Origin of the sequence: Streptomyces sp. NPDC096311 (genome assembly GCF_044763085.1) — a bacterium.
In the GTDB taxonomy this organism is placed as follows: Bacteria; Actinomycetota; Actinomycetes; order Streptomycetales; family Streptomycetaceae; genus Streptomyces.
Genome location: NZ_JBIWFN010000012.1, coordinates 1 through 20,493 on the forward strand (window position 1 = coordinate 1; position 20,493 = coordinate 20,493).

Genomic DNA, 20,493 nt, shown 5'->3' on the forward strand with positions numbered 1-20,493 from the left:
GCAGGGGGGACCCTGTGGGAGAGTAGGACGCCGCCGAACTAATTGTAGGGAGAACCCCCGTACCGGGAAATCGGTACGGGGGTTTTCTGCGTTCAGGATCATTTTTTGGGGCCTCTCGCGTCGAGAGGCCCCCCTTTTTTGTGCCCGCTTAGAGCCGTCCCGCCGCCTTGAGCGCCAGATAGGCATCCGCAAGGGCCGGCGCCAGGTTGTCCGGAACCGCGTCGACGACGGTTACTCCATGGCGTTGGAGTTGTTCGGCCGTGCGATGGCGTTCTGTCTGGGCCTGGGCCGCGGCTGCCGCCTCGTACACCGCCTCGGTGCTTCCTCGAGCCGTAGCCATGTGCGCGACATGTGGGTCGGCCACTGAGGCCACGAGGACTGTGTGACGGCGGGTGAGACCGGAGAGTACAGGGAGCAGGCCCTCTTCGATGGGGGCCGCGTCGAGGCTGGTCAGCAACACGATCAGGGAGCGGCGAGGGGCCGTACGGAGGACCGTGGCGGTGAGGCCGCGGGCGTCCGTTTCGACGAGTTCAGGCTCCAGGGTCGCCATTGCGTTGACCAGGGAAGGGAGGACGTCGCCAGCCGAGCGGCCCTGGACCAGGGCGTGTACCCGGCGGTCGTACGCGAGGAGGTCCACGCGGTCGCCGGCCCGGGAGGCCAGGGCTGCCAGGAGGAGTGCCGCGTCCATGGAGGCGTCGAGACGCGGGGCGTCGCCCACGCGACCGGCGGAGGTTCGGCCCGTGTCGAGGACCAGGAGAATGTGGCGGTCGCGCTCAGGACGCCAGGTGCGTACGGCGACCGTGGCCCGGCGGGCCGTGGCGCGCCAGTCGATGGAACGGGTGTCGTCGCCGGGGACGTACTCGCGCAGGCTGTCGAATTCCGTGCCCTCGCCGCGGGTCAGGACGCTGGTTCGGCCGTCGAGTTCGCGCAGGCGGGCCAGTTTGGAGGGCAGGTGCTTGCGGCTGGTGAAGGGTGGCAGGACTCGTACGGTCCAGGGCACCTGGTGGCTGCCTTGGCGGGAGAAGAGACCGAGGGGGCCGTACGAGCGGATGGTGACGCGGTCTGCCTGGCGGTCGCCTCGGCGGGTGGGGCGCAGGCGGGTGGTCAGGCGTCGACGCTCGCCGGCGGGGACCGTCAGGCGGTGGCGGGAGGCGGCCACCTCGGTGCTCGGCTCCCAGCTGCTGGGAGGCCAGGCGTCACGGAGGCGGGCGCGCAGGAGGCGGCCGGAGGGATTGGTGACGGTCAGGGTGACATCGGCGGTCTCGCCGAGGCGTACAGAAGTGTCGCCGGAGCGGGCCAGGCCGAGGCGGCGTACGGGTGCGGCCAGGGCGGCGTCGCAGGCGCAGGCCAGGGCCAGGGGAGCGTTCACGGCGAGGATGCCCGTCCAACTCGGCTCCCAGATGCCGACGGGGAGTGTGCCGAGGGCCGCCAGCAGCGCGGCGCGTCCGGTGAGTGCCATCAGCGGGGGACGGGGACGTGGGCGAGGATCGCGTTGATGACCGAGTCGGCCGTCACGCCCTCCATCTCGGCCTCGGGGCGGAGCTGGATGCGGTGGCGGAGGGTGGGCAGGGCGAGGGCCTTTACGTCGTCGGGGATGACGTAGTCGCGGCCGGTCAGCCAGGCCCAGGCACGGGCGGTGGCGAGGAGGGCGGTCGCGCCGCGCGGGGAGACGCCGAGGGTGAGGGACGGCGATTCGCGGGTGGCGCGGCAGATGTCGACGACGTAGCCGGTGATTTCGGGGGAGACCGATGTCTTGGCCACGGCGGCGCGGGCGGCTTCCAGGTCGGCCGGGCCCGCCACGGGGCGTACGCCGGCGGCGCGCAGGTCGCGCGGGTTGAAGCCCTCGGCGTGGCGGGTGAGGACGTCGATCTCGTCCTGACGGGACGGCAGAGGGATCGTCAGTTTCAGGAGGAAGCGGTCCAGTTGGGCTTCGGGCAGAGGATACGTTCCCTCGTACTCGACCGGGTTCTGGGTCGCGGCGACCAGGAAGGGTTCCGGGAGCGGGCGGGGGGTGCCGTCGACCGTGACTTGACGCTCCTCCATTGCTTCGAGGAGGGACGACTGGGTCTTGGGCGGGGTGCGGTTGATCTCGTCGGCCAGCAGGAGGTTCGTGAAGACCGGGCCGGGCTGGAAGGAGAACTCGGCGGTGCGGGCGTCGTAGACGAGTGAGCCGGTGATGTCGCTCGGCATCAGGTCGGGAGTGAACTGGACGCGCTTGGTGTCGAGTTCGAGCGCGGATGCGAGCGCGCGGACGAGCAACGTTTTGGCGACTCCGGGGACTCCTTCTAGTAGAACGTGTCCGCGGCAGAGGAGGGCGACGACGAGGCCGGTCACGGCGGGGTCCTGGCCGACCACGGCTTTGGCGATCTCGGCGCGCAGGGCTTCCAGGGAGGAGCGGGCGGTACCCGGATCCCCGGTGTACCCGGCGTTGTCAGTGGTCGGGGCCATCATGAACGGCGTACCTCTCTTTCGAGGGCGTCGAGTTGGTCGGCGAGGGAGATGAGGGCCGCGTCGTCGGTGGGCGGCGGGCCGAAGAGGAGGGTGTGCAGGGCCTGTCCGTCGCCGTTGAGGCGGGCGGACATGGCGGGGAGCAGTGCCTCGGGCGCGTGCGCCTGGGCGGGGGACACGCCGATGAGGGGGGCGAGTCGGGTGCGGGTGGTGGAGCGCAGAGCGGCGGCCGCGCGGTCGCGGGCGTTGGCCTTGCGGTAGAGGCGGGCGCGGCCTTCGACGGTTTCGGAGGCGCGGATCGCGACGGGGAGGCGTTCGGGTACGAGGGGGCCGAGTCGGCGTGCCCGCCACAGGGCGGCCAGGCCTGCCGCGATGAAGAGCTGAAGGGTGCCCCAGAGCCAGCCCGAGGGGAGCAGGTCGAGGAAGGTCTTTTTGCCCGCGTCGGTGGCCGAGGTGTCGGAGAGGGAGGGGAGGTACCAGACCAAGTGGGGTCGGGAACCGAGCAGTTGGAGGGCGAGCGAGGCGTTGCCCTGCTTGTCGAGACGGTTGTTGTAGAGGATGTCGGGGGCGCCGATGACGACGGTGTCGCCGTTCCCGGTGGCCGCCGGGATGCGCAGCAGGGTGGGCAGGCCGTCGCTGGGGTAGCAGACATCGGCGCCGGGGTCGCTGGTGCTGTAGCGGATGCCGCCGGTGTCGGCGCTGCCCGCGCGGCGGGCGGCGGGCAGGTCGCAGCCGGGGGAGAGCGTCGAGTCGAAGCTGATCGCGGGATCGGCGGTGACTCCGGGGGCGAGGGTGCCGAGGGAGGGCGAGTCGGGGGCGATCAGGATCGTGCGGCCACCGGAGTTCTTGGTCGCCGCGCGGAGGCCGGCCTGCTGATGGTCGGTCAGCAGGTCAGGGGCCGCGACGAGGAGAGTGGTGTCGGCGTCGGCCGCGGCGCGGGCCTCGTCCAGGGTGGTGACCACGCGAGTGGAGACCCCGCGGTCGCCAAGGAGTTCGGCGGTGGCGCGACTGCCGTAGGGGTCGGCGGAGCGTGGGTCGAGGCGGCCGTGCTGGGCGCCGGAGCGGATTGCGGCGATCGCGACGGCGGCCGCCAGCAGGATCACGACGGCGAGGACGATGCCTCGGGTGCGGGTCCACACCTGGCGGGGTGTGGGCGAGGCCGAAGTGGACGTGAGGGTGGCCTCGGTCATGAGGCGGCCCCCTGGCGGCTGTTGCGGTCCGTGCTCTGGGCGCTGCTGGTGAGTACGGGTTTGGTGCGCTCGAGGTCGCGGTCGAGTCCGGTGAGGCGGTGGTATGTGTCGGAGCCCGCGGACCGGCCGCCGTATGTGACCTCGTCGAAGTCCCGGGCGGCGGCGCGCAGTCGGTCCGTGTGGGAGGGCAGTGTGCGGCCCGCTTCGGCGGCGGCCTCGTCCGCGGTGCGGCCGGGGCGTGGGTCGAGCAGGGCGCGCTCCTCGAGGGAGCGCACGACGGCGCGCATGCGTTCCTGGACGGCTTGGTTCCAGTGGCCCTGGGCGGCGTGCGCTTCGGCGGCCGCGCGGTGTTCGGCGGCGCTGCGGGGGCGGTCGTCGAAGAGTGCGGCGGAGGAGGTGGGGGTGCGGTGCGGGGTGCCGAGGCGCCACCAGAGGGCGGCCACGACCGCCAGCACCGCCACCACGATGACGACAAGTCCGAGCGTGCCGCCGGGAGTCGCCGTGGAGGCGGCGCTGAACAGTTTGTCGACCCAGTCCCAGAAGGCGTTCAAAGCGCGTTGCACCGGGCTGGGGTCGTTCTCGTGGTACATCCGTTTGGACAGTTCGCGTTTGGCCGCCTCCCGCGCGGGGTCGCGCGGGATCGTCACCGGTGGTTCGTCGTCGCGCGGCAGCGCGAGTACGGCCGTGGCGCCGGTGCGCGGCAGGGCCAGTACCGCTGTGAGAACTCCCCCCGCCGGACTCACCGCATCAGCTCCCCGGAGTGGTGCCGGGGGTGCTGGAGCCGTAGTCCTGGACACCGGCGGCACGTGCCAGGTCGAGGTCGAGGGCCTCGCGGCGGATGCGCTGGTCGATGTAGAGGAGCACGGTGACGCCCGCGGAGATCGGGAAGGTGATCATGGAGCCGATCACCGAACCGATTCCGCTGACGATGAGGAACGTCCAGCCGGAGCTGCCGCCGCTGCCAAGGAAACCGGCGACGCCGTCGCCACTCAGGGCGGAGGCGATGAGCGCGAAGGGGATCACGATGATCGACGCCACGATGTTGGCGATGATCGTGGCGAGCAGCTGGATGCCGAAGACTCGCCACCAGGAGCCGCGGACGAGCTTCGCGGAGCGGCTCATCGACTTCAGGACGCCTTGCTTCTCCAGCATCAGGGCGGGCGAGGCGAGCGAGAAGCGGATCATCAGCCAGAGGGCGACGACGCCCGTGCCGAGTCCGCCGAGGACCGCGAGTGCGGCGCCTGCGCTGCTCGAGCCGGCGACGGCGACGAGCAGGCCGGGAAGAGTGCCGATGGTGATGATCGCGACGGCGATGAGCGGCAGCAGGAAGGTCAGGGCGAACAGCTTCGGCAGCCGGGGTCTGGCGTCGCGCCAGGCCTCGGCGGTGGTCACCGACTTGCCGAGCACCGCGCGGCTGGTCACGGAGGTGAGCAGGGCCGTGGCGACGATGGTGCCGAGCAGGCCGATGAGCACGACGACGCCGGAGCTCAGCAGGGTGTCGCCCAGGGCGCGGCTCAACTCCCCGGCGGTGGCGCTCGGGTCGTTGAGGACGTCCGTGCTCGCGCTGTCGTCCAGAACCAGGCCCTGGAGCAGGATGACCGCGATCTGTGTGACGACGGCGACGGTGAGCGAGATGCCCAGGACGGTGCGCCAGTAGGTCCGCATCGTGGAGACCGCGCCGTCGAGGATCTCGCCGACGCCGAGCGGGCGCAGGGGGATCACGCCGGGCTTGGCAGCGGGCGGCGGGCCGCCCCAGTTGCCGCCCCAGCCACCGGGACCTCCTGGGCCTCCGTAGCCACGGCCGGGGCCTCCCCAGCCGCCGCCCTGGCCTCCGTAGCCGCCCGCGCCAGGGGGCTGCTGGCCGCCCCAGCCGGGGCCGGGGGGTGGTGGCGGCGGGGCTTGGGGGTCCTGTGGGCTGGGAGCGGACCACTGGCCGGGCGGGGGCTGCTCCTTGGACCACTTCGAGGGCGGCTCCGGCTGGTTCGCGCCACCTTGGTCCGCGGGCTGCTCCGGGGGCTCGAGGGCGCCGGAGTTGTCCGGCTCCTGCCCGTCGGAGGGGGCAGATCCGGGCGAGGCCCAGCCCGGAGTGTCTTTCATCGTCGCTCCTTCACGGTGCCCGTCCGCGTTCGCGGCGGCAGGTTGGCAGCCATCGTGCCACGGTGTGCCCGGCATGGGACCGGCCCCCGTATGGGGTGGACACCTTCAATTGTCCGCCTGCTACGGGGCAGACTGGGCGGATGGCTGATCAGTACGCGCAATTCCGCGAGGACGACGGGCTACTGGAGATACCGGCGATCCGCTGGGACGAGCCGCCCGAAGGGCCGGTGCTGGTCCTCCTCGACCAGACACGGTTGCCGGCCGAGGAAGTCGAGTTGGTGTGTACGGACGCTCCCGCGCTGGTGGAGGCGATCCGCACGCTGGCCGTGCGAGGGGCGCCGTTGCTGGGTATCGCCGGGGCGTACGGAGTCGCGCTCGCCGCCGTGCGCGGCTTCGACGTGGACGATGCCGCCCGGTCGCTGGCGGGCGCCAGGCCCACCGCGGTGAACCTCGCTGTCGGTGTGCGCCGGGCGCAGACGGCGTATCGTGCCGCGCTCTCCGGCGGCGGTGATCAGCGGCAGGCTGCCGGGGCGGCGCTCGAAGCGGCGCGGGCGTTGCACCGGGAGGACGCCGCGGCCAGTGCTCGGATGGCCGAGCACGGGTTGGCGCTGCTCGACGAGCTGTTGCCGGGTGGCGGGCACCGGATTCTGACGCATTGCAACACCGGGGCGCTGGTGTCCGGCGGGGAGGGCACGGCCTTCGCGGTGGCCCTCGCGGCGCATCGGGCGGGGCAGCTGCGGAGGCTGTGGGTGGACGAAACGCGTCCGTTGCTGCAAGGTGCTCGCCTGACGGCTTACGAGGCGGCACGCAACGGAATGGCGTACACCTTGCTCACGGACAACGCGGCAGGATCACTGTTCGCGGCGGGGGAGGTGGACGCGGTGCTCATCGGGGCCGATCGGATCGCTGCTGACGGTTCGGTGGCGAACAAGGTGGGGAGCTATCCGCTCGCGGTGCTGGCCCGGTATCACCATGTGCCTTTCATCGTGGTGGCGCCGGTGACGACGGTGGACCCGGACACCCCGGACGGAGCATCCATCGAGGTCGAGCAGCGCCCCGGTCATGAAGTGACCGAGGTCACAGCACCCCAGGTGCCTGTGGCGGGAGTGGAAGCGGGAGGCGGGATACCGGTGGCACCCCTGGGGACCCAGGCGTACAACCCGGCATTCGATGTGACGCCCCCCGAGTTGGTGACGGCGATCGTGACTGAAGAGGGCGCTGTGTCGCCCGTGACAGCAGAGGCACTCGCTGAGCTGTGTGGCAGGTCACGCCAGGTAACGATTTAGTTAATGGGATGATGTCGTTTATGAAGGGACGAGTCCTTGTCGTCGATGACGACACCGCACTGGCCGAGATGCTCGGCATTGTGTTGCGTGGTGAAGGTTTTGAGCCGTCTTTCGTAGCTGACGGCGACAAGGCGCTGGCCGCCTTCCGTGAGACCAAGCCCGATCTGGTGCTCCTGGACCTGATGCTTCCCGGCCGGGACGGTATCGAGGTGTGCCGCCTGATCAGGGCGGAATCCGGGGTGCCGATCGTGATGCTCACCGCGAAGAGCGACACCGTCGATGTCGTGGTCGGCCTCGAGTCCGGCGCCGACGACTACATCGTGAAGCCGTTCAAGCCAAAGGAGCTGGTGGCGCGGATCAGGGCGCGGCTGCGTCGTTCCGAGGAACCGGCGCCCGAGCAGCTGGCCATCGGCGATCTTGTGATCGATGTGGCCGGTCACTCTGTGAAGCGGGACGGGCAGTCGATCGCCCTGACGCCGCTGGAGTTCGATCTGCTCGTGGCACTGGCCCGCAAGCCGTGGCAGGTGTTCACGCGCGAGGTGCTCCTCGAGCAGGTGTGGGGCTACCGACACGCGGCGGACACCCGACTGGTCAACGTCCATGTCCAGCGGCTGCGCTCCAAGGTCGAGAAGGACCCGGAGCGGCCGGAGATCGTGGTGACCGTCCGTGGTGTCGGTTACAAGGCCGGACCGAGCTGACATGTCCCGGGACAGTGCCGCTTCGGCGCCCGGCGAGTCGGGGGTCCGTTCGGGGCGGCCTGTCGGCCGGAAGGTGACGGGCTCCCGCTGGGGACGTCTTTTGGAGGGCGGGCTGCTGCAGGGCGGAGTCCAGGGCAGCCCGGTCCTTCGGTTGTTCATGCGCTGGGTGCGCCGTCCGTTGCTGCCCGTGATGCGGCTGTGGCGGCGCAACATCCAGCTCAAGATCGTCGTCACGACGCTGCTGATGTCGCTGGGTGTCGTGCTGCTGCTCGGCTTCGTGGTCATCGGGCAGGTGCGCAACGGTCTGCTGGACGCCAAGGTCAAGGCCTCGCAGAGTCAGGCCACGGGTGGCTTCTCGGTGGCCAAGCAGAAGGCGGACGCGGCTGCCACGGCCAATGGCGACGACGGTTCGAGTACGGACGGCCGTCCGTCCAAGAACGTCAGCCAGTGGATGAACGACCTCGTCGTCTCCCTTTCCAGCGGCGGCCAGGGCGCCTTCGACGTGGTGACGCTCAGCTCCACCGTGGCCGGCAACGGCGGTGCCGGGCGCGGTCCGCGTTCCTCGGGTGACGTCGATCCGACAGTGAGCATCCCGGAGGACCTGCGCGCCCGCGTCGACAGCAACACGATGGCGGCGCAGAGCTACACCAGGGTCGTGTACAAGGACGGCACGGAGTCGCAGGCCGCGCTGGTCATCGGCAAGCAGGTCCTCGACCCCAACGGAGACGCGTACCAGCTCTACTACCTCTTCCCGCTGACGCAGGAGGAGAAGTCGCTGAGCCTGGTCAAGGGGACGCTCGCGACGGCCGGACTGTTCGTCGTGGTGCTTCTGGGGGCCATCGCCTGGCTCGTGGTGCGCCAGGTCGTCACTCCGGTGCGGATGGCGGCCGGGATCGCCGAGCGGCTCTCCGCCGGGCGCCTGCAGGAGCGGATGAAGGTCACCGGCGAGGACGACATCGCGCGGCTCGGCGAGGCTTTCAATAAGATGGCACAGAACCTTCAGCTGAAGATCCAGCAGCTGGAGGACCTGTCGCGGATGCAGCGACGGTTCGTGTCCGACGTGTCGCACGAGCTGCGTACGCCGCTCACGACCGTCCGGATGGCGGCCGACGTCATCCACGACGCGCGCGTGGACTTCGATCCGGTGACCGCTCGGTCGGCCGAGCTGCTCGCCGATCAGCTGGACCGGTTCGAGACGCTGCTCGCGGACCTGCTGGAGATCAGCCGGTTCGACGCGGGTGCGGCGGCGCTGGAGGCCGAGGCGATAGACCTCAGGGAAGTCGTACGACGTGTCGTCAGCGGCGCCGAGCCGCTCGCCGAGCGCAAGGGCTCGCAGATACGTGTCGTCGGCGACCAGCAGCCCGTGGTCGCCGAGGCGGATGCCCGGCGGGTGGAGCGGGTGCTGCGCAATCTCGTCGTCAACGCCGTGGAGCACGGCGACGGCAAGGAAGTGGTGGTCAAGCTCGCCACAGCGGGCGGGGCGGTCGCCATCGCGGTGCGTGACTACGGCGTCGGCCTCAAGCCCGGAGAGGCGACCCGGGTCTTCAGCCGCTTCTGGCGTGCCGACCCGGCACGCGCGCGTACCACCGGCGGTACGGGGCTCGGGCTGTCCATCGCCCTGGAGGACGCCCGGCTGCACGGCGGCTGGCTGCAGGCGTGGGGTGAGCCGGGCGGCGGTTCGCAGTTCCGGCTGACGCTGCCGCGTACCGCGGACGAGCCGCTGCGGGGGTCTCCGATACCTCTGGAGCCCATGGACTCGCGGCGTAATCGTGGACTTAATGACGCGGGACTGCCCTCCGGCGGCGGCGACAAGCTCGCCACGGTGCCGATGCAGGCCGCGGGTGGAAAGGCGGCACCGCCCATGCAGCGGACGTCCGTGGTGCCGCGACTGGCCGGGGCGTCGCCCACGGCCGATCCGACGGCGCTGCCGGGCAACGGCGCGCGTGTGGTGCCGAGGCCCTCCGGGGCAGTGCGGCGGCCGGACGACATGCCCGCCGCGGGTGGGGAGCGGAGCGTGCAGGAGCGTGGCCGGGACGGCGGCGGGTCTGAAGAACTCGGACAAGCAGAGCCCGAGGAACTCGGGCAAGGGGAGGCATTTCGTGGTCGCTGACCGCGAGGGGAGCGGCCGTCGGCGTCCCGCGCGCGTGGGGGTGTACATCGGCTGCGGCGCACTGCTGCTGACCGGGTGCGCCTCGATGCCGGACAGCGGGGATCTGCGCGGGGTCGAGTCCACGCCGAGGCAGGACTCGCAGGTCCGCGTCTTCGCGCTGCCGCCCCGCGAGGACGCCCCGCCGGCGGAGATCGTGCAGGGCTTCCTGGAGGCACTGACCAGTGACGACGCGCAGTATGAGACGGCGCGCAAATATCTGACGACGGGCGCCCGCAGAACGTGGGATCCGTACCGCTCCACGACCGTCCTCGCGGACGGGCCCAACCCCGAGTCGGAGCACTCGGGCACCAGGGAGGGCGACGACTCGTACACGCTCTCCGGCAGCAAGGTCGCCACGGTGGACGAGCAGCACGCGTACGCGCCGGACGCCGGTTCGTACCGGACGACGGTGCACCTCACGCTGCAGAAGGACACCAAGCAGTGGCGCATCGACGCGCTGCCGCAGGGCGTGGTGATGGGCAACTCCGACTTCCAGCGCAACTACGTGTCCGTCAACAAGTACTACTTCGCCTCGAATATGCCCTCTGGGCCGGGCGGACCGCTGGGGACTGTCGCCGATCCCGTCTATGTGCGGGACAAGGTGGACCCGATGACGGAGATGGTCCGGTCGCTCCTGAAGGGGCCCACACGCTGGCTGGATCCGGTGGTGACCTCGAGCTTCCCGTCCGACACGGAACTGAAGAAGGGCGTCACGTCGCTGTCGCCCGACGACCGCAACAGGGTGACGGTCCCGCTGAGCAAGAAGGCCGACCGGGTCGGAGAGACCCAGTGCAACAAGATGGCCACCCAACTCCTCTTCACGCTCCAGGACCTGACGCCCACGGGCGTCGACGAGGTGGAGCTGCAGCGGTCGAACGGTTCGCAGTTGTGCGTGGTCACCGAGAGCCAGGCGGAGACCGTCGCTTCGCACGGCACGGCCAAGCACCCTGAGTACGAGTACTTCATCGACGCCAAGCAGCGGCTCGTACGGCTGCCCAGCGGCAACAGTGACAAGCAGCCCGAGCCGGTACCCGGTGCGCTGGGAGTGGGTGACAAGAAGCTGCGGTCGGCCGCGGTGTCCCGGACCGAGGACAGCGCGGCCGGCGTGTCGGCCGACGGGAGTTCGCTGTACGTCGGATCGCTGGTGTCGGGCGCCTCGCTGGGGGACGCGGTGCTGCACAGCCAGGGGACGAAGGCGGACGACCGGCTGACGACGCCCAGTTGGGACGGACAGGGCGACCTGTGGGTGGCCGACCGCGATCCGAAGAACCCGCGGCTGCTCCTGCTGGAGAAGGGCGCGGGTACTCCGCTGGCGGTCACCGCGCCGGGTATCGACGGGCGTGTCCAGGCGGTGCGGGTGGCCGCCGACGGGGTGCGGATCGCACTGATCGTGCAGAAGGACGGCAAGAGCTCGCTGCAGATCGGGCGCATCCAGCGTGACACCAAGACCGGCGGACGGCCTCTCATCTCGATCCTCGAGCTGCGCTCCGTGGCGCCGCAGCTGGAGGAGGTCACCGCCATGTCGTGGGCCGGGGACAGCCGGCTCGTCGTCGTCGGGCGCGAGTCCGGCGGGGTGCAGCAGATGCGCTACGTCCAGGTCGACGGCTCCACTCCGGTGGGCGCCGCACCCTCCGCGCTGACGGGGGTGAAGGAGGTCGCCGCGTCCGAGGACGAACGGCTGCCGCTGGTGGCGCACTCGGAGGAGGACGGGATCGTGCGGCTGTCCTCCGGGGAGCAGTGGCAGAAGATCGTCAAGGACGGCACGGCACCGGTTTATCCCGGGTAGCGACCTCTTTCTTCCGATTTCTTCCGATTTCTTCCGAGTGCGGACTAGCCGGGCCTCCCTTTTCGGGCAGGCCCGGCTGCCATATCGGGTGGATCCGGCCGTTGCAGGGGGTGGACCTGGCCGTCGTACGGGATGGACTTGGCCGCCATTGCGGGCCGGGTCCCCCGGACGGGTGATGGGCGTGGAGTTGTCCACAGGCGGTTGTCCACAGGGGTGGCCGGTCGGCCCGCGCGTTGGCACAGTGGTGGGCATGCGGGGGTGGTGGCAGGACCTCACCGATCTGGTGCTGCCGGCCGAGTGCGGAGGCTGCGGAAGGCCTCGCACGGTGCTCTGCCCGGAGTGCCGTGCCGCCCTGAGCGGGGCCGCACCGCGCCGGGTGCGACCGGATCCGGAGCCGCCCGGGCTGCCGGTCGTGCACGCGGCGGCCCCATACGAGGACGAGGTGCGCGCGACGCTCCTCGCCCACAAGGAACGGGGGGCGCTGACACTTGCGAGACCTTTGGGGACGGCCCTGGCGGGGGCTGTGCGGGCAGGGCTGCGGCACCTGTGCCTCCCGGTCCCGGAGGGACCGCCCACGGCCCGGGACGGGCGCCTGAGGGGCGGCAACAGGCAACTGCGGCCCGGGGGTGGTCAGGGGCGCGTGCCGCTTTCCGGCACAGGTTCTCTGCTGCTTGTTCCCCTGCCGTCCTCGCGGCAGGCGGTGCGGGCGCGCGGCCATGATCCGGCGCGGCGGATCGCGCTCGCGGCGGCGGGGGAGCTGCGGCGCGCGGGGACACCGGCCCGGGTGCTGGCCGTGCTGCGGCAGCGGCGCGCCGTGGCCGACCAGGCGGGGCTCAACTCGCGGCAGCGACTGGACAATCTCGCGGGCGCCCTGGAGGTGGCGGCCGGAGGTGCCCGGCTATTGGCGAGCGGGGGCCGGGTCGTACTCGTGGACGACCTGATGACGACGGGCGCCTCGATGACGGAGGCGGCCCGTGCCGTACGGGCGGCGGTGGCGGGGGAAGCGACGGGGGAACGGATGACCGAGGCAACGACAGTGGTTACCGACCGGGCACAAGGAGCCCAGCGAATGGCGGGTATGAGCGGAGTCGACGACATGATCTGCGCGGCTGTGGTCGCGGCCCCGCCGGACTCTTTCGGAATAAACCGGAACTGACCGGGAAGTTCCATCGTTGCAGGTAATGACCAGGTCAATTCACCTGAACGGAGGTACGCCGCAGTAGAGGGTGACGACATCCGTCCAGGCGAGATATGTTCGGTTGTGAGGCAATGGCGCAGGCCATACCTCGCCCATCCGAATGTTGTGCTGCGGGTTTCTGAATCACCCGTAGCGATGGGGTGTAGATCTTGCCCATGGGGGAGGAGGAGGTGAAAGTCACCAAGTCCGAGGTTCCGGCACTCACCGGGGCCTGGTGCAAAAGGGAGACGCTCCGCCAGTGCAGCGGAGCAATCCGGGAACGGAGTTCTGCGTGGACATCGTCGTCAAGGGCCGCAAGACCGAGGTGCCCGAGCGGTTCCGCAAGCACGTGGCCGAGAAGCTGAAGCTGGAGAAGATCCAGAAGCTCGATGGCAAGGTGATCAGCCTCGACGTGGAGGTGTCCAAGGAGCCCAACCCCCGGCAGGCCGACCGTTGCGACCGAGTGGAGATCACGCTCCACTCCCGCGGTCCGGTGATCCGGGCGGAGGCGGCGGCAAGTGACCCGTATGCGGCACTCGACCTGGCGGCGGACAAACTCGAAGCCCGTCTGCGCAAGCAGCACGACAAGCGCTACACCCGCCGCGGCAACGGCCGGCTCTCGGCCGCGGAGGTCGCCGACCACGTCCCCGGCGCCGCGACGCTCAACGGGAACGGGACCGTCGTCCACGAGGACGACGCGGACAGCGTGCCGACGAAGAAGATCGGCTCCCTCGAGGTCATGGGCGAAGGCCCCCTCATCGTTCGCGAGAAGACCCACGTGGCCGCCCCGATGACGCTCGACCAGGCGCTCTACGAGATGGAGCTGGTCGGGCACGACTTCTATCTCTTTGTCGACTCCGAGACGAAGGAACCCAGTGTCGTCTACCGGCGGCACGCATACGACTACGGCGTCATTCACCTCAGCACGGACCCCATGGTCACCCAGGCCGGACCGGACGCGCCGGGCGGTGCGCTCGGCGGCTGACCCGCCCCGATGACGGCTGAGCCGGTGCCCCTGGAGCGCGCGTGCGCCCCCAGGGGCACCGGTGTGCGACCACTTCGCGACCCGCTCTGTCACCGCACTGTCGTCCGGGCATGGAATCATGGCCGAACCGGCCCCAACCGGTGGGTCGTTGCCTCGGATTGGCGATGGCACAAGAACGCAGGCCACGGCCTTCAGGGGGAGGAACGATGGCGGACAGCTTCGGACCGATGCGTGACGGGGATGCCGACGGCGGCGTCGTCGGCATGGGCCCGGACGCGGGCTCTCCACGCAAGGAGCCCATTCGGGTCCTCGTCGTGGACGACCATGCCCTCTTCCGCCGCGGCCTGGAGATCGTGCTCGCGGCCGAGGAGGACATCCAGGTCGTCGGCGAGGCGGGTGACGGGGCGGAGGCGGTCGACAAGGCGGCCGACCTGCTCCCCGACATCGTGCTGATGGACGTACGTATGCCGAAGCGGGGCGGCATCGAGGCGTGCACCTCCATCAAGGAGGTCGCTCCGAGCGCGAAGATCATCATGCTGACGATCAGCGACGAGGAAGCCGATCTCTACGACGCGATCAAGGCGGGCGCTACCGGTTATCTCCTCAAGGAGATCTCCACGGACGAGGTGGCCACGGCCATTCGCGCGGTGGCGGACGGGCAGTCGCAGATCAGCCCGTCGATGGCGTCGAAACTTCTCACCGAGTTCAAGTCGATGATTCAGCGGACGGACGAGCGCCGGCTCGTGCCCGCGCCGCGGCTCACGGATCGCGAGCTGGAGGTTCTCAAGCTCGTCGCGACCGGGATGAACAACCGGGATATCGCCAAGGAGTTGTTCATCTCCGAGAACACCGTGAAGAACCATGTGCGCAACATCCTGGAGAAGTTGCAACTGCACTCCAGGATGGAGGCGGTGGTCTACGCGATGCGGGAGAAGATCCTCGAGATCCGGTGAGTCTGCGTTGCGTCTGCGTAAGGCTGGTCGGGTTGGTCGGTCGGGTTGCCGGTCAGGTCAGGCCAGTGCGCGGGTGAGTTCCTTGGCGAGGGGCTCGCGGAGGTCCGGGGCGTCCACCCGCTCCACTCGTACGTTTGTGCAGTCCACCCAGCTCGCTGCCTCCAGGAGGGCCTGGGCCACGGCAGGGACCGCCTTGGCGCCGTCCAGCGTGACCTGTTTGGCGACCAGGGTTCGGCCCTCGCGGGCGGGGTCCACGCGGCCGACGAGCCGGCCCCCGGCGAGGACCGGCATCGCGAAGTAGCCGTACACCCGCTTCGGCTTGGGCGTGTACGCCTCCAGACGGTGGGTGAAGCCGAAGATCCGCTCCGTGCGGGCCCGCTCCCAGACGAGTGAGTCGAACGGGGACAGCAGCGTCGTACGGTGGCGGCCGCGCGGCGGTGTCTCCAGGGCCGCCGGGTCCGCCCACGCGGGCTTGCCCCAGCCCTCCACCGTCACCGGGACCAGGCCCGAGTCCGCGATCACCGCGTCGACCTGCTCGCCCTTGAGACGGTGATAGTCGGCGATGTCCGCGCGCGTGCCGACGCCCAGGGACTTGCCGGCCAGGCCGACCAGGCGGCGCAGGCACTCCCTGTCGTCCAGCTCGTCATGGAGCAGGGCCTCGGGGACGGCGCGCTCGGCGAGGTCGTACACGCGCTTCCAGCCACGGCGCTCCGTGCACACCACCTCGCCGTACATCAGCGCGCGCTCCACGGCCACCTTGGTGCCCGACCAGTCCCACCACTCGCTGGTCTTCTTCGCGCCGCCCAACTCCGTGGCCGTGAGGGGGCCTTCTGTGCGGAGCTGCTTGATGACCTGGTCGTAGGTGCCGTCAGGCAGGTCGTGGTTCCAGTGCGGGCGGGAGCGGTAGGCGCGGCGGCGGAAGGCGAAGTGGGGCCATTCCTCCACGGGGAGGATGCAGGCGGCGTGGGACCAGTACTCGAAGGCGTGGGTGTCGGTCCAGTAGGCCTGGTCGACGGTCGTGCGGCCTACCGCGCCCAGGCGGGCGTACGGGATGAGTTCGTGGGAGCGGGCCAGGACGGAGATCGTGTCGAGCTGGACCGCGCCGAGGTGTCGCAGGATTCCGCGGACGCCGGCCCTGCGGTCGGGGGCGCCCAGGAAGCCCTGGGCCCGTAGGGCGATGCGGCGGGCTTCTTCGGCGGAGAGGTCGGTGGTGGGACGCGGGAGGCTCGTCATGTTCCACACGGTAGGCGGTGCCACTGACAGTGGACTCGCCCCCGCCGCCCCTACCCGTCCCATCCCAGGGGCTCCGCCCCAGCCCCCGCCAGGGGCTGCGCCCCCGGACCCCCGGCGGGGCTCCGCCCCTGCACCCCGCCAGGGGCTGCGCCCCCGGACCCCCGGCAGGGCTGCGCCCCCGGACCCCTGGCAGGGCTGCGCCCCTGGACCCTTGGCGGGGCTCCGGCCCTGGACCCCCGGCGGAGCTGCGCCCCTGGACCCCCGGCGGAGCTGCGCCCCTGGACCTCCGGCGGAGCTGCGCCCCCGGACCCCCGGCGGAGCTGCGTCGCTGCACCCGGTGGGGCTGCGCTCCTGCACCCCGCCAGGGGCTCCGGCCCTGGACCCCGGTGGGGCTGCGCTCCTGCACCCCGCCAGGGGCTCCGGCCCTGGACCCCGGTGGGGCTGCGCCCCTGGACCCCTGGCGGGGCTCCGCCCCCGGACCCTTGGCGGGGCTCCGCCCCCGGACCCCCAGCGGGTGCCCCCTGCACCCTGGCGGGGCTGTGCCCCCGGACCCCCCGGCCGGGCTCCCCCCTGCTTCCCTCGAACCCCCCGTGGGGCTTTGCCTCCGGGCCCCGGAGGGGCTGTGCTTTGTGGTTGTGGTGGGGCTTCCGCCCCAGGGTGCTGCGGGGTTTCGCTCTGTCGCGGACGGGCTGCGCCCCAGCCCTGCCCCTGCGGGGGTGCGCCCTGCACCCTCCCGGGGCGGCAGGCCAGGTCTCCGGGGAGCCGGTTCGGGGTGAGGGGATTGGTTTTGAGTGTCGGGTGGCCTGGATGAGGTGGGTGTGTGGTGGAGGGGGGGTTACGGGGTGGCGGGCGGGGCGGGCAAGTACGGGGCCGTTGAGGCCAGGCCCAGGTCTGAGGGGAGTAGGGAGCCGATCCAGCAGTCTCGGCGTACGCCCTTGTTGTTGAGGGCGGAGCGGAGGGTGCCTTCCAGGGTGAAGCCGGCGCGTTCGGCGACCGCGCGGGAACCCTTGTTGCCGACCTCGGCGCGCCATTCCAGGCGGTCGACGGCGAGGCTCGTGAAGGCCCAGCGGGCGGCGGTGAGGGTGGCCTCGGTGATGTAGCCGTTGCCGCGGTGCTCCTTGGCCGCCCAGAAGCCGACCTCGCCGACCCCCAGGGAACGCATGCTGATGGAGAGCATGCCCGCCAGGTCCCCCGACAGGAGGAAGGCGCCGAAGGTGAACATGGAGCCGTCCGCCCAGCCGTCCGGCACCATCTGATCCGTGAAGCCCGTCGCGTGCTCGCGGAGATAGGGCGAGGGGATCGTGGTCCAGCGCTGGATATCGGGGTCCTGGACGGCTTCGTACACCGAGTCGGTGTCGTGCGAGTCCACGGCGCGCAGGAGCAGCCGGTCGGTGGTCAGCGTGACGGGGTCCATCGGCCGATTCTGCTAGGGCTACCGAAAGGGCGCCATTCCTTTGCGGCGAGTGACGGTTCGGTTACTTTTCGCAGCGCGGGCACGGCACCTTCCGCCACCCCTGTCCGTTGTCCTAGTGGCTGTCACTGGCAGACCTCCCGGCGCGGTGGGGTCCTCGCTTACGATGGCCGTTGCTCAAGCTGTGATTTGAATCTGACATTGAACCCGACCGTCCCAGGCCCGACCGGCAAGGAGACAAACCCCCGTGTCCGTCCTCTCGAAGATCATGCGTGCAGGCGAAGGCAAGATCCTGCGCAAGCTGCACCGCATCGCGGACCAGGTCAACTCCATCGAAGAGGACTTCGTCGACCTCTCCGACGCCGAGCTGCGCGCCCTCACTGATGAGTACAAGCAGCGGTATGCGGATGGGGAGAGCCTGGACGACCTGCTCCCCGAGGCCTTCGCCACCGTGCGTGAGGCCGCCAAGCGCGTCCTCGGACAGCGTCACTACGACGTGCAGATGATGGGTGGCGCCGCGCTCCACCTCGGCTACGTCGCGGAGATGAAGACCGGCGAGGGCAAGACCCTCGTCGGCACGCTGCCCGCGTATCTGAACGCCCTCTCCGGAGACGGCGTTCACCTGATCACGGTCAACGACTATCTGGCCGAGCGCGACTCCGAGATGATGGGTCGCGTCCACAAGTTCCTGGGTCTGACCGTCGGCTGCATCCTCGCCAACATGACGCCGGCCCAGCGCCGCGAGCAGTACGCGTGCGACATCACGTACGGCACGAACAACGAGTTCGGCTTCGACTACCTGCGCGACAACATGGCCTGGTCGCAGGACGAACTCGTCCAGCGCGGCCACAACTTCGCGATCGTCGACGAGGTCGACTCGATCCTCGTCGACGAGGCCCGTACGCCGCTCATCATCTCCGGCCCGGCCGACCAGGCCACCAAGTGGTACGGCGACTTCGCCAAGCTGGTCACCCGGCTGAAGAAGGGCGAGGCCGGCAACCCCCTCAAGGGCCTCGAGGAGACCGGGGACTACGAGGTCGACGAGAAGAAGCGCACCGTCGCCATCCACGAGCCCGGCGTCTCCAAGGTCGAGGACTGGCTGGGCATCGACAACCTGTACGAGTCGGTGAACACGCCGCTGGTGGGCTACCTGAACAACGCCATCAAGGCCAAGGAGCTCTTCAAGAAGGACAAGGACTACGTCGTCATCGACGGCGAAGTCATGATCGTCGACGAGCACACCGGCCGTATCCTCGCCGGCCGCCGCTACAACGAGGGCATGCACCAGGCGATCGAGGCGAAGGAAGGGGTGGACATCAAGGACGAGAACCAGACGCTCGCCACGATCACCCTGCAGAACTTCTTCCGCCTCTACGGCAAGCTCTCCGGCATGACCGGTACGGCGATGACCGAGGCCGCCGAGTTCCACCAGATCTACAAGCTCGGCGTCGTCCCGATCCCGACCAACAAGCCGATGGTCCGCAAGGACCAGTCGGACCTGATCTACCGCACCGAGGTCGCCAAGTTCGACGCGGTGGTCGACGACATCGCCGAGAAGCACGAGAAGGGCCAGCCGATCCTCGTCGGTACGACGTCGGTCGAGAAGTCCGAGTACCTTTCGCAGCAGCTCTCGAAGCGGGGCATCCAGCACGAGGTGCTGAACGCGAAGCAGCACGACCGTGAGGCCCCGATCATCGCCCAGGCCGGCCGCCGGGGCGCTGTGACCGTCGCCACGAACATGGCCGGTCGAGGCACGGACATCAAGCTCGGCGGCAACCCCGACGACCTCGCCGAGGCGGAGCTGCGTCAGCGTGGCCTCGACCCCGAGGAGCACATCGAGGAGTGGGCCGCGGCCCTCCCCGCCGCCCTGGAGAAGGCCGAGCAGGCCGTCAAGGCGGAGTTCGAAGAGGTCAAGGAGCTCGGCGGGCTCTACGTGCTGGGCACCGAGCGCCACGAGTCGCGTCGTATCGACAACCAGCTGCGCGGTCGTTCCGGCCGTCAGGGCGACCCGGGCGAGTCCCGCTTCTACCTGTCGCTCGGTGACGACCTGATGCGGCTGTTCAAGGCCCAGATGGTCGAGCGCGTGATGTCGATGGCCAACGTGCCGGACGACGTGCCGATCGAGAACAAGATGGTCACGCGCGCGATCGCCTCCGCCCAGTCGCAGGTCGAGCAGCAGAACTTCGAGACGCGCAAGAACGTTCTGAAGTACGACGAGGTGCTCAACCGGCAGCGCGAGGTCATCTACGGCGAGCGCCGCCGCGTCCTGGAGGGCGAGGACCTCCAGGAGCAGATCCAGCACTTCATGGACGACACGATCGACGCCTACATCGCGGCCGAGACCGCCGAGGGCTTCGCCGAGGAGTGGGACCTGGACCGGCTGTGGGGCGCCTTCAAGCAGCTCTACCCGGTGAAGGTCACCGTCGACGAGCTGGAGGAGGCGGCCGGTGACCGTGCCGGTCTGACCGCCGAGTTCATCTCCGAGTCCATCAAGGACGACATCCACGAGCAGTACGCGGCCCGTGAGGAGCAGCTCGGCTCCGAGATCATGCGGGAGCTGGAGCGGCGGGTCGTCCTGTCGGTCCTCGACCGCAAGTGGCGCGAGCACCTCTACGAGATGGACTACCTCCAGGAGGGCATCGGCCTGCGCGCCATGGCGCAGAAGGACCCGCTGGTCGAGTACCAGCGCGAGGGCTTCGACATGTTCTCCGCCATGATGGACGGCATCAAGGAGGAGTCCGTCGGCTACCTGTTCAACCTGGAGGTTCAGGTCGAGCAGCAGGTCGAGGAGGTCCCGGTCGAGGACGCCGCGCCGTCGCTGGAGAAGAAGGAGGACGTCGTACCCGCGGGTGCGCGTCCCGAGATCCGCGCCAAGGGGCTCGACGCCCCGCAGCGTCCCGACCGGCTGCACTTCTCCGCGCCGACCGTGGACGGTGAGGGCGGCATCGTCGAGGGCGACTTCGCCAACGACGACGACGAGCCCGTGCGTTCCGAGGCGGACGGCCTCACGCGCGCGGAGCGCCGCAAGCAGCAGAAGAGCAACGGGCGACGCCGCAAGAAGTGACCGATCGGCTCGCGAG

At 70.2% G+C, this 20,493-nt stretch carries 14 protein-coding genes and 1 pseudogene; 8 read left to right on the forward strand and 7 right to left on the reverse strand.

Annotated features, from left to right (window positions below; genetic code table 11):
- Positions 1–148: 148 nt before the first annotated feature.
- From ACIRA5_RS28680 to ACIRA5_RS28700, 5 genes are read right to left on the reverse strand one after another with little or no spacing between them, the layout of a single operon-like run.
- Positions 149–1,459, reverse strand: a complete 1,311-nt coding sequence (locus ACIRA5_RS28680) for a DUF58 domain-containing protein (RefSeq protein ID WP_403695200.1) — start codon at positions 1,457–1,459, stop codon at positions 149–151.
- Entirely contained in the window at positions 1,459–2,448 is a 990-nt protein-coding gene (locus ACIRA5_RS28685) for an AAA family ATPase (protein ID WP_403695829.1), read from the reverse strand. Before ACIRA5_RS28685 ends, ACIRA5_RS28680 begins: the two co-directional genes overlap by 1 nt.
- A complete protein-coding gene (locus ACIRA5_RS28690) occupies positions 2,448–3,638 on the reverse strand; it encodes a DUF4350 domain-containing protein (RefSeq protein WP_403695202.1) in 1,191 nt (396 codons plus the stop codon). Before ACIRA5_RS28690 ends, ACIRA5_RS28685 begins: the two co-directional genes overlap by 1 nt.
- Positions 3,635–4,381, reverse strand: a complete 747-nt coding sequence (locus ACIRA5_RS28695) for a DUF4129 domain-containing protein (RefSeq protein ID WP_403695205.1) — start codon at positions 4,379–4,381, stop codon at positions 3,635–3,637. The genes ACIRA5_RS28690 and ACIRA5_RS28695 overlap by 4 nt, the downstream gene beginning before the upstream one ends.
- Before the next feature lie 4 nt (positions 4,382–4,385).
- On the reverse strand, positions 4,386–5,735 hold the full coding sequence (locus ACIRA5_RS28700; RefSeq protein ID WP_403695207.1) for a hypothetical protein: 1,350 nt from the start codon (positions 5,733–5,735) through the stop codon (positions 4,386–4,388).
- Between the two features lie 140 nt (positions 5,736–5,875).
- Here ACIRA5_RS28700 and mtnA point away from each other — a divergent pair, with 140 nt between their 5' ends.
- The 7 genes and pseudogenes from mtnA to ACIRA5_RS28735 all read left to right on the forward strand — a co-directional run bounded on the left by mtnA (position 5,876) and on the right by ACIRA5_RS28735 (position 14,769).
- Positions 5,876–7,021, forward strand: a complete 1,146-nt coding sequence (mtnA, locus tag ACIRA5_RS28705; protein ID WP_403695832.1) for an S-methyl-5-thioribose-1-phosphate isomerase — start codon at positions 5,876–5,878, stop codon at positions 7,019–7,021.
- Positions 7,022–7,029: 8 nt separating this feature from the next.
- The gene (gene mtrA / locus ACIRA5_RS28710; protein WP_015659998.1) at positions 7,030–7,719 is read left to right on the forward strand and encodes a two-component system response regulator MtrA; all 690 of its coding nucleotides are present in this window, start codon (positions 7,030–7,032) and stop codon (positions 7,717–7,719) included.
- 1 nt (position 7,720) lies between these two features.
- Positions 7,721–9,716 (forward strand): annotated as a pseudogene (gene mtrB, locus ACIRA5_RS28715) (MtrAB system histidine kinase MtrB); the annotation flags it as partial.
- Positions 9,717–9,818: 102 nt separating this feature from the next.
- Positions 9,819–11,654 carry an LpqB family beta-propeller domain-containing protein gene (locus ACIRA5_RS28720; protein ID WP_403695210.1) on the forward strand — a complete coding sequence of 612 codons (1,836 nt, stop codon included), beginning with the start codon at positions 9,819–9,821 and terminating at the stop codon, positions 11,652–11,654.
- Between the two features lie 250 nt (positions 11,655–11,904).
- Complete coding sequence (locus tag ACIRA5_RS28725) at positions 11,905–12,810, forward strand: ComF family protein (protein WP_403695213.1); 906 nt, start codon at positions 11,905–11,907, stop codon at positions 12,808–12,810.
- A 313-nt stretch (positions 12,811–13,123) separates the two neighbouring features.
- The gene (gene hpf, locus ACIRA5_RS28730; RefSeq protein WP_403695216.1) at positions 13,124–13,816 is read left to right on the forward strand and encodes a ribosome hibernation-promoting factor, HPF/YfiA family; all 693 of its coding nucleotides are present in this window, start codon (positions 13,124–13,126) and stop codon (positions 13,814–13,816) included.
- Positions 13,817–14,022: 206 nt separating this feature from the next.
- Positions 14,023–14,769: a response regulator transcription factor gene (locus ACIRA5_RS28735; protein WP_067380003.1), complete on the forward strand. Its 747-nt coding sequence runs from the start codon at positions 14,023–14,025 to the stop codon at positions 14,767–14,769.
- A 57-nt stretch (positions 14,770–14,826) separates the two neighbouring features.
- Here the strand turns inward: ACIRA5_RS28735 and ACIRA5_RS28740 are convergent, their stop codons facing one another.
- The gene (locus tag ACIRA5_RS28740; RefSeq protein WP_403695220.1) at positions 14,827–16,002 is read right to left on the reverse strand and encodes a winged helix-turn-helix domain-containing protein; all 1,176 of its coding nucleotides are present in this window, start codon (positions 16,000–16,002) and stop codon (positions 14,827–14,829) included.
- 835 nt (positions 16,003–16,837) lie between these two features.
- On the reverse strand, positions 16,838–17,416 hold the full coding sequence (locus ACIRA5_RS28745; protein WP_403695223.1) for a GNAT family N-acetyltransferase: 579 nt from the start codon (positions 17,414–17,416) through the stop codon (positions 16,838–16,840).
- Between the two features lie 244 nt (positions 17,417–17,660).
- On the opposite strand from ACIRA5_RS28745, the gene secA reads away from it, so the two are divergent.
- Positions 17,661–20,477 (forward strand): preprotein translocase subunit SecA, encoded by a 2,817-nt coding sequence (gene secA, locus ACIRA5_RS28750; protein ID WP_403695225.1) that lies wholly within the window; start codon positions 17,661–17,663, stop codon positions 20,475–20,477.
- Positions 20,478–20,493: the final 16 nt, after the last annotated feature.